At 52.9% G+C, this 8,544-nt stretch carries 12 protein-coding genes; 4 read left to right on the plus strand and 8 right to left on the minus strand.

Going from position 1 to position 8,544, the window contains the following annotated elements; all coding sequences use genetic code 11:
• Both AC9UG7_RS11505 and gpmA read right to left on the minus strand, forming a co-directional pair.
• Positions 1–1,449, minus strand: coding sequence for a S41 family peptidase (locus AC9UG7_RS11505; RefSeq protein WP_509587862.1), 1,449 nt, complete (start codon positions 1,447–1,449; stop codon positions 1–3).
• A gap of 130 nt (positions 1,450–1,579) precedes the next feature.
• Complete coding sequence (gene gpmA / locus AC9UG7_RS11510; protein WP_509587865.1) at positions 1,580–2,266, minus strand: 2,3-diphosphoglycerate-dependent phosphoglycerate mutase; 687 nt, start codon at positions 2,264–2,266, stop codon at positions 1,580–1,582.
• A gap of 73 nt (positions 2,267–2,339) precedes the next feature.
• Here gpmA and AC9UG7_RS11515 point away from each other — a divergent pair, with 73 nt between their 5' ends.
• From AC9UG7_RS11515 to AC9UG7_RS11530, 4 genes are all read left to right on the plus strand, one after another.
• The gene (locus AC9UG7_RS11515; RefSeq protein ID WP_509587868.1) at positions 2,340–2,750 is read left to right on the plus strand and encodes a rhodanese-like domain-containing protein; all 411 of its coding nucleotides are present in this window, start codon (positions 2,340–2,342) and stop codon (positions 2,748–2,750) included.
• Positions 2,751–2,773: 23 nt separating this feature from the next.
• Positions 2,774–3,034, plus strand: coding sequence for a glutaredoxin 3 (grxC, locus tag AC9UG7_RS11520; RefSeq protein WP_509587870.1), 261 nt, complete (start codon positions 2,774–2,776; stop codon positions 3,032–3,034).
• A 76-nt stretch (positions 3,035–3,110) separates the two neighbouring features.
• A complete protein-coding gene (gene secB, locus AC9UG7_RS11525; protein WP_509587872.1) occupies positions 3,111–3,557 on the plus strand; it encodes a protein-export chaperone SecB in 447 nt (148 codons plus the stop codon).
• A complete protein-coding gene (locus AC9UG7_RS11530; protein WP_509587874.1) occupies positions 3,554–4,561 on the plus strand; it encodes an NAD(P)H-dependent glycerol-3-phosphate dehydrogenase in 1,008 nt (335 codons plus the stop codon). The genes secB and AC9UG7_RS11530 overlap by 4 nt, the downstream gene beginning before the upstream one ends.
• Here the strand turns inward: AC9UG7_RS11530 and panC are convergent.
• The 6 genes from panC to metG form a co-directional block, all read right to left on the minus strand.
• Positions 4,529–5,401 carry a pantoate--beta-alanine ligase gene (gene panC / locus AC9UG7_RS11535; RefSeq protein WP_509587876.1) on the minus strand — a complete coding sequence of 291 codons (873 nt, stop codon included), beginning with the start codon at positions 5,399–5,401 and terminating at the stop codon, positions 4,529–4,531. The genes AC9UG7_RS11530 and panC overlap by 33 nt on opposite strands.
• Positions 5,402–5,407: 6 nt before the next feature.
• A complete protein-coding gene (gene panB, locus AC9UG7_RS11540) occupies positions 5,408–6,208 on the minus strand; it encodes a 3-methyl-2-oxobutanoate hydroxymethyltransferase (protein WP_509587888.1) in 801 nt (266 codons plus the stop codon).
• Between the two features lie 65 nt (positions 6,209–6,273).
• A complete protein-coding gene (locus tag AC9UG7_RS11545; protein ID WP_509587878.1) occupies positions 6,274–7,116 on the minus strand; it encodes a segregation and condensation protein A in 843 nt (280 codons plus the stop codon).
• A gap of 11 nt (positions 7,117–7,127) precedes the next feature.
• Entirely contained in the window at positions 7,128–7,337 is a 210-nt protein-coding gene (locus AC9UG7_RS11550) for a DUF3460 family protein (RefSeq protein WP_509587880.1), read from the minus strand.
• A 113-nt stretch (positions 7,338–7,450) separates the two neighbouring features.
• On the minus strand, positions 7,451–8,095 hold the full coding sequence (locus AC9UG7_RS11555) for a nucleotidyltransferase family protein (protein ID WP_509587882.1): 645 nt from the start codon (positions 8,093–8,095) through the stop codon (positions 7,451–7,453).
• 10 nt (positions 8,096–8,105) lie between these two features.
• Positions 8,106–8,544, minus strand: a 439-nt coding sequence (gene metG / locus AC9UG7_RS11560) for a methionine--tRNA ligase subunit beta (RefSeq protein ID WP_509587884.1), incomplete at its 5' end; no start/stop codon positions are given.

Below are 8,544 nucleotides of genomic sequence, written 5' to 3' on the forward strand. Positions count from 1 at the left end.
TTACTGTTCCTTTTTTTCAGCAGGACGCTCGCTCAGTGTTTTGCTGATTTTGACCGGTTGGTGTTTCAAATGGTTGAGCGCTTGCTGCAACTGGAAGTCTTCAGGACTGCCAAATTCAGGCGTTTTGCGATCAGCCACAGGTTTTTTGGATTCTTCTTCCAAACGCTTGAGCGCTTCTTCGCGCGCTTTTTCACGCGTAGGGTCTTTCACTTCCACGCCTTGTCCACTGTTGAGGTGCTTTTCCAAATCGGCTTCGCGGGTACGCAATGCCGCGTAAGGGCTGCCTTCAGGTGTGTCATCTACCAATAGCTCAGGCATGATGCCTTTGGCTTGGATGGAGCGTCCGCTGGGGGTGTAGTAGCGGGCCGTGGTGATTTTCAAGGCCGTGTCTGCACCGAGTTGACGGATGGTTTGTACCGAGCCTTTACCAAATGTTTGGCTGCCCAACAAAATCGCTCGCTTGTGGTCTTGCAGTGCACCGGCAACGATCTCACTGGCTGAGGCCGAACCTTCATTGACCAGCACAATCATCGGAACTTTCTTGTAAAAGTTTTGGGTTTTGCTGGCCAATGTGCCCACCGTGTCTGAACCGCCGCGGCGCAGGTAAAAGTCTGGTGCAGCCTTGAAAACGAATTTGCTTTCTTCCAACTGCCCGTTGGTAGACACCACGGTCACGTTGTCAGGCAAGAACACTGCAGAGATGGCAACGGCCGCATCCAATAAACCGCCTGGGTCATTGCGAAGATCAAGTACCAGCCCCTTCATTTTCGGGTCTTGTTTGTACAGTTCTTCAAGTTTGCGCGTCAAGTCATCGACCGTGCGTTCTTGGAATTGACTCACGCGTATCCAGCCGTAACCGTTTTCAATCATCTTGCTCTTGACACTGACGGTTTTGATTTCTTCGCGAACGATGGTGACAGGGAAGGTACGGTTTTCGTCTTTGCGGAAAATGGTCAGAACGACTTTGGTTCTGGGTTCGCCGCGCATGCGTTTGACCGCATCATTCAAGGTCATGCCTTTGACCATGGCGTCATCGATCTTGGTGATCAAGTCTCCCGGCTTTAAGCCAGCGCGGTCAGCAGGGGAGCCTTCAATAGGAGAGACAACTTTGACCAGTCCTTCTTCCTGAGAAATTTCAATGCCTACCCCGACGAATTTGCCAGTGGTGCCCTCGCGGAATTCTTTGTAGGATTTTTTGTCGAAATATTGGGAGTGAGGATCCAGGCTCGAGACCATGCCTGAGATGGCATCGTTGATGAGTTTCTTCTCATCCACTGGTTCAACGTAATCGGATTTCACCATGCTAAATACTGCCGCGAGTTGCTGTAACTCTTCCAATGGCAATGGCGTCATGTTGGCGCGAGCCACGGTTTGTAGTGAAACTGTGGTCAGTGCACCGGTGAGTGCGCCTACCGTTAACCAACCTGCAATTTTGAGATTCTGGCCCATAGCTACCCTGTTATATAAGTGATTGCTGTTGTTGCAATTTAGGAAGATAGTTTACTGCCTATACGCATGACAAAGTCTCTTGGAATCGACATAACCCCATGGGGCTTGAATCGCATGCTTAGCATCAGTGTCATAGGTAGTAATGCCGGATGGGCTGCAGTTGCTCGTTCAGTTCATAAACCAAAGGTTCTCCATTTGGAATATTCAGACCCACAATGTCTTGCTCAGAGATGCCGTCAAGGTACTTCACCATGGCCCGGATGGAGTTGCCGTGTGCACTGACCAACACACGTTTACCGCTGCGTATGGCTGGCGCCAGCGCCTCGTTCCAAAAGGGCATGACCCGTTGCACCGTGTCTTTGAGGCATTCGGTCAATGGCACTTGATCGGGTTGTAATTTGGCATAGCGCGGGTCGTGCCGTTCGCAACGTGCATCGTCAGGCGTGAGAGATGGCGGCGGCACGTCATAGCTGCGTCGCCAGGCCAACACTTGCTCGTCGCCATATTTTTGTGCGGTTTCAGCTTTATTCAAACCTTGTAATGCGCCGTAATGTCTTTCATTCAAACGCCAGTGATGAGCAACGGGTAGGTAAGACCTGTCCATGCTGTCCAAGGTATGCCACATGGTGTGAATCGCGCGCTTGAGTAAGCTGGTGTAGCCCAAGTCAAAGTCATAGCCTTCGGCTTTGAGTTTGAAGCCAGCTTGTTTGGCTTGCGCTACGCCGGTAGGTGTTAACGCCACATCCGCCCATCCGGTGAAACGGTTTTCTAGATTCCAAAGAGATTCACCGTGGCGGATTAAAACGAGCTTATACATAAAAAAACCTTATGGAGAGAGTTTGTGCAAAAGGATTCTAGAATGTGTCAACTTTGTCATAAAGGCCTTGCGCGTGAATTTTCTGATTGAAAACTGGTTACTGGTGTTGGTGGCCCTGACTTCAGGTGTGGCTTTGTTAATCCCGAATCTGCAAGCCATGGGCGCCCCGGGTTTATCCCCGACACAGGCTGTATTGATGATCAACCGTGAAAAGGCCAATGTAGTGGATGTGCGAAGCGCCGAAGAATTTGCCAGCGGACACCTGATTGGTTCGCGCCATGTGGCCATGGAAAATATCAACAGCGATCTGGCCAAAGCCGTGACCGACAAAAAACGGCCTCTGATTTTGGTCTGTGCCAGTGGCATGCGTTCGCAAAAAGCCCAGCGTATCGCCAGCCAACTCGGTTATGAACAAGTCCACAGTTTGGGCGGTGGATTGAAAAACTGGCAGGAAGCCAATCTGCCATTGGAAAAAAAAGCCTGAATACATTTCTAGACTGAACCACCATGACCCCTGTCAAGATGTACACCACTGCCGTTTGTCCTTATTGCATTCGCGCCAAGCAAATTCTCAAGTCGCGTGGCGTGCAACACATTGAAGAAGTGCGCATTGATTTGTCTGATGATGAGCGAGATCGCATGATGGCGCTCACAGGCCGGCGCACGGTTCCGCAAATTTTCATCGGCGATACACATGTAGGCGGATGCGATGACTTGATGGCTCTCGACAGCAAAGGCGGTTTGCAGCCATTGCTTCAGCCAAACTGACATAATTCACTCCGTGTAATTTCACCCGCTTTGGCTTGAAGGCACAGCGGCATTTTTTTTGTTTCAGGAAGCCGACATGGCAGATAACTTAGAACCGGTGTTTCTTATCCAACGCGTTTACCTCAAGGATTTATCGCTTGAGCAACCCAACTCCCCCAGTATTTTGTTGTCCCAGGATCCGCCTGCAGTGGATATACAAATTGGGCTTGGCAATGAACAAATCGGTGAAGGCGTGTATGAAATCACCGTCACAGCAACCATCACTGCAAAAATCGCCGAACAAACTTTGTTTCTGGTGGAAGCCAAGCAAGCAGGTATTTTCGAAATCCGCCATATGCCCGAAGGACAACTTCAGCCCATCACAGGCATAGCTTGTCCGCAAATCATTTACCCGTATTTGCGTAGCAACGTGGCCGATGTGATTCAACGCGCAGGCTTTCCGCCGGTGCACATGGCGGAAATCAATTTCCAAGCCATGTATGACCAGCAAGAGCGCATGAAAGCCGAGCAAAAACTCCAGTGAAACTGCTGATACTGGGGGCAGGCGCATGGGGCACGGCATTGGCTGTGCAGGCCTGCCACCGGCATCAAGTCACTTTATGGGGCAGGCAGGCCGAACATATCCAAGACTTGCTCAGTCACCGTGTCAACCAGCGTTATTTGCCCGGGTGCCCGCTGCCGGAGCAACTGCACTTAAGTCATCTCCCTTTGTCCGAACTGATTTCGGATCACGATTTACTGTTGCTGGCAGTTCCCATGGCCGGCTTGCGTCAACTACTGACAGACATCAAAGATGTGGCGCCGTCGTTGCCCGTGGCATGGTTGTGTAAAGGGTTTGAGGCTGTGACGATAGAGGAATCCGCCGCTTACGGCCTGATGGCGCACGAAGTACAGCAACAAGTGGCGCCTGGTTTGCAGGCCGGAGTGTTGAGCGGACCGAGTTTTGCACAGGAAGTCGCCCGTGGTTTGCCAGCCGCCTTGGTGGCCGCCAGCCGTCATGCACATGTCAGAGACATGCTGGTGCAGACCTTTCATGCAGACAAGTTGCGTGTCTACGCAAACGACGATGTAGTCGGTGTTGAAACAGGCGGTGCTGTGAAAAATGTGATGGCCATAGCCACTGGTTTGTGTGATGGATTGCAGTTGGGTATGAACGCACGCGCTGCCTTGATCACCCGTGGTTTGGCCGAGATGACACGCTTGGGTGTGGCTTTGGGCGCCAGAGCAGAAACCTTCATGGGATTGAGCGGTCTTGGCGATCTGGTGCTGACTGCGACCGGAGATTTGTCGCGCAATCGCCAAGTCGGCATGGCGCTGGCTCAGGGCAAGACATTGCCCCAAGTATTGCAGTCGCTGGGTCATGTGGCCGAAGGGGTTTACAGCGCCAGAACAGTGGTTCAACGCGCCTTATTGCTCGGCGTAGACATGCCGATTGCCCATACCGTGGTGTCCGTTTTGGACGGTCAGGTGGCAGCCAAGGATGCGGTGGCTGTCTTAATGGGGCGTGGTTCCAAGGGTGAGTTCTAGGTTGTCAATCAAGCGGGTCTTGCCCAATTTAGCAGCACCCAGTACCACCAACGGCTGTGCGCTGACAGTTGTCACGGGTGATAAATCTGATTGATGGCGCAAACTGATGTAGTCGGGCTGCCAACCTCTGTCGCGCAAGAGTGCCATGGCCGAGGCCTGTGCAGCCGCCACATCCAATATTCCATTCGTAAACCCAGTGCGTGCGGCTTGCGCCAACTGTTTCAAGGCCATAGACAGTTGCACCGCTTCCACTCTTTCAGCGGCACTCAAATAGCCGTTACGAGAACTCAGCGCCAGTCCATCAGCAGCGCGGGTGGTGGCAACGCCCACGACACGCACCGGCAAAGCCAGTTGCGCCACCATGTGCTTGATGATCATCAGTTGTTGGTAGTCTTTTTGCCCAAACACAGCAAAACCACCGCTGTGTGTAAACACACAGTGAAACAGTTTCAAGACCACGGTGCACACGCCGGTGAAAAAGCCCGGTCTGAATTGGCCCTCGAGTATCTCTGCCAATGTCGGGTCAGGCTGCACTTTGAAGGTTTGTGCTTGCGGGTACAACACCTCTTCGTCAGGGGCGAACAACAGATCGCAACCGATACTGCGCAATTGCTTGCAATCGCTGTCAAACGTGCGCGGGTAACTGGCAAAGTCCTCGTGCGGTAAAAACTGTAAACGGTTGACGAAAATGCTGGCGACGGTCACGTCACCCAGGGTTTTGGCCGTGCGGATTAAATCCAAATGCCCGTCGTGTAAATTGCCCATGGTGGGCACGAAAGCGGGTTGTTTGAAGTTTGACAAATGCTGACGCAACTCGGTCAGCGTACGCGCAATCAACATGAAAAATTACCAGGCGTGAAGTTCATTCACTGGAAATTTTTTGTTTTTGACAGCTTCTACAAAAGCTTGAATGGCGCCCAATATGCTGCCGTTATCGGTCATGAAATTATGGGCAAACTTGGGCACCTTGCCTTGGGTCACGCCCAGCATGTCATGCAACACCAGAATTTGTCCGGCAGTGTCAACGCCCGCACCGATGCCCACAGTCGCGCAAGTTGTCAGTGCGCGGGTGATTTCACCCGAGAGCACGGCCGGCACCATTTCCAGCACCAAGGCTTGTGCGCCTGCGTTTTGCAACAGCAACGAATCGTTCATCAATTGTTGGGCTGCGGCGTCGCTGCGACCTTGCACCCTGTAGCCGCCGAGCGTATTGACACTTTGTGGGGTCAGACCCAAATGGCCGCATACAGGAATGCCGCGTGTGACCAAAAATTCCACTGTGGGTGCCAGCCAAGTACCGCCTTCTAACTTGACCATGTGTGCACCTGCTTGCATCAACACCGCCGCGCTTTTGAACGCTTGTTCGGGTGTGGCGTAACTGCCAAAAGGCATGTCGCCCAACACGATCGGTCGGCCATTTTGTTTTTGCAAACCGCGCGACACGCATTCCGTGTGGTAACGCATGGCTTCCAGCGTCACAGGCAAGGTGCTGTTATGCCCTTGGCACACCATGCCCAGTGAATCTCCCACCAAAATGATTTCTACACCTGCCAAATCTGCCACGGCCGCAAAAGTGGCGTCATAAGCGGTGAGCATGGTGATTTTTTCGCCCTCAGCCAGCATTTTCATCAGGCTGTGCATGGTCATGGCTGGACGTTTGCTGGCTGCAGGGGCAGAGGGTTGAACGCTCATGGCAAAGTTCCTTCAGTGTTTCATTGGGCTGGCGCGTACGCCAGTCGGACATAGATGGGCGCGTAGGCTTCGGCTTGGGTGATGTCGACCAGCATTTCCTTGGCTAACTCAAGCAGGGCAATGAAGGTCACAAGCAACACAGGCACACCTTGTTCAGGGTCGAACAATTGTTCAAATTCAACAAAACGCTGACCTTGTAATTTTTTTAACACCAGGCTCATGTGCTCGCGCACTGACAACTCTTGGCGGCTGATTTTGTGGTGCTGAATCAACTTGGCGCGCCGCAGTATATCTGCCCATGCGGCTTGCAGATCAGGCACGTCCACATGAGGAAAACGCGGCTGCAAGGATTGTTCGATATAGACCTGAGCTCGCAAAAAGTCTCGCCCATATTGAGGCACTTCATGTAGGCGTGCAGCAGCCAATTTCAGTTGTTCGTATTCGAGTAATCGGCGCACCAGTTCGGCTCGCGGGTCTTCTGGCTCTGCGCCTTCGGCCACTTTTTTGGGTGGCAGCAGCATGCGTGATTTGATTTCGATCAGCATGGCCGCCATCAGCAAATATTCGGCGGCGAGTTCCAAATTGGTTTTTCGGATTTCCTCTACATAGCTTAGGTATTGGCGGGTCAAGCCAGCCATTGGAATATCAAGGATATTGAAGTTTTGTTTGCGAATCAGGTACAAAAGCAAATCCAGCGGGCCTTCAAAGGCTTCCAGAAAAATTTGTAGCGCATCAGGTGGAATGTATAAATCCTGAGGCATGGCAAACAGTGGTTCGCCATACAAACGTGCGACCGCTACATGGTCTATGACCGAGGGCATATGTGGCAGATCGGCATTCGGCCCAGAGGGCCAGTTCGCCATGGTGGGCGTGTTCACTTGGGTGTGTCAGTCAGGTAAACATAGGGCTTTTGGGCGACGCGACCGGCCTTGAATTCGGTTTGATCTTGTCGGCTCACCTGTTGATCCCACAACAGGGCGCGACCTTGTCGTTGCTCTGCCTCCAACGTGGGTTTAGCGGCTTTGAGTTGCTGCAAAAAATCGGTGGTTTCAGAAGTGTAAGCAGGGCGGCTGAACAATGACATAAGCGATGGATTCCAAGTAATAGCAAGATTCTACCCAGTGGCAAACGGGGCAACGGTTTGTCAGTGCGACACTTCATGCGCGGCCCAGAGCCGTGCCAGCAAGCCTATTCGCATCAGTCAGTCCAAGCCGGCGGCCATTGCAGTTTTTTGCCATGCCTTTTTTCGAGTTCTGCGATGTCTTGCGGGTGGTCCAAATCGGTGACAAAGTGCAGGTTGTCGCTCACAAGTTGATGGGTTTGAGCCGCATGGTTTTGCCGCCATTCTTTGCAACCATAGGAGCTGTCATTGGCCAAAATATCCGCTCGGGCGTGCGCACTGAGCAGTACCGGGTTGCCGGGTTGGCCGTTCACCCAAGGGAAAAGCATTTGCGTGTTGGATGATCGCTCAGCGAATGCTTGCATCAGCAGTTGTATGTCTTGGGTGGTGACCAGCGGTTGATCGGCCAGAGACATCACCACCGTATCCATGTGGGCGTTCACGGCCTGTAAACCTAGGCGCTGTGAGGACACCAGCCCCAAGTCGGGGTTGGGGTTGTAAATTGTTTGCAATGGCAGTTCTTGCAGTGCTGCTTCGATGTCAGCTGCATAGTGACCAAGAACCACCACCAGTTGCGTCACGCCGGCCTCCAGCAGTTGGCGTGCGTTGCGCCGAATCAGCGGTTCACCGTTCAGTTCTAACAGCGATTTAGGCTTGAGCCCCATGCGCGAACCCGAACCAGCGGCCAGCAACACTGCCGCGTAGTGCACAGGTGTGTTCATGCGATGCGATTCAATGGATGCGCATGCCGGGCGTCGCACCCGGCCAAGGCGCGAGCACGTAGATGCCGGGATGTGTTTTTTCGTCTGCATGAGAGGCAGCCAACACCATGCCCTCAGACACACCGAACTTCATTTTGCGCGGTGCGAGGTTGGCCACCATGACCGTGTGTTTGCCGATCAAGTCCTCGGGCTTGTAGACACTGGCAATGCCGCTGAACACATTGCGCATGTGGCCTTCGCCCACATCCAGCGTCAAGCGCAGCAGCTTGGTACTGCCTTGTACTGGCTCGCAGTTGACGATCAGCGCAATGCGCAAATCTACTTTGGCAAAGTCGTCGATAGAGATAGTGGGAGCGAAGTCCTCGCCGCCGGGGATAGGTAAATTGGGGTCAGAGACCGAATTTTCAGAGCCAGCGGAATTGGGGTCAGAGCCTGCGGAATTGGGGTCA

The sequence above is a fragment of the Limnohabitans sp. genome, from assembly GCF_046052765.1.
Taxonomy (GTDB): Bacteria; Pseudomonadota; Gammaproteobacteria; order Burkholderiales; family Burkholderiaceae_C; genus Limnohabitans.

Bases quoted from the DNA above. Each gene is read 5' to 3' on its own strand.
- grxC (WP_509587870.1), top strand. From the start codon at position 2,774: ATGACCCCTGTCAAGATGTACACCACTGCCGTTTGTCCTTATTGCATT.
- AC9UG7_RS11545 (WP_509587878.1), bottom strand. From the start codon at position 7,116: ATGGCGAACTGGCCCTCTGGGCCGAATGCCGATCTGCCACATATGCCC.
- AC9UG7_RS11555 (WP_509587882.1), bottom strand. From the start codon at position 8,095: ATGAACACACCTGTGCACTACGCGGCAGTGTTGCTGGCCGCTGGTTCG.
- AC9UG7_RS11505 (WP_509587862.1), bottom strand. From the start codon at position 1,449: ATGGGCCAGAATCTCAAAATTGCAGGTTGGTTAACGGTAGGCGCACTC.
- panB (WP_509587888.1), bottom strand. From the start codon at position 6,208: ATGACCATGCACAGCCTGATGAAAATGCTGGCTGAGGGCGAAAAAATC.
- gpmA (WP_509587865.1), bottom strand. From the start codon at position 2,266: ATGTATAAGCTCGTTTTAATCCGCCACGGTGAATCTCTTTGGAATCTA.
- secB (WP_509587872.1), top strand. From the start codon at position 3,111: ATGGCAGATAACTTAGAACCGGTGTTTCTTATCCAACGCGTTTACCTC.
- panC (WP_509587876.1), bottom strand. From the start codon at position 5,401: ATGTTGATTGCGCGTACGCTGACCGAGTTGCGTCAGCATTTGTCAAAC.
- AC9UG7_RS11550 (WP_509587880.1), bottom strand. From the start codon at position 7,337: ATGTCATTGTTCAGCCGCCCTGCTTACACTTCTGAAACCACCGATTTT.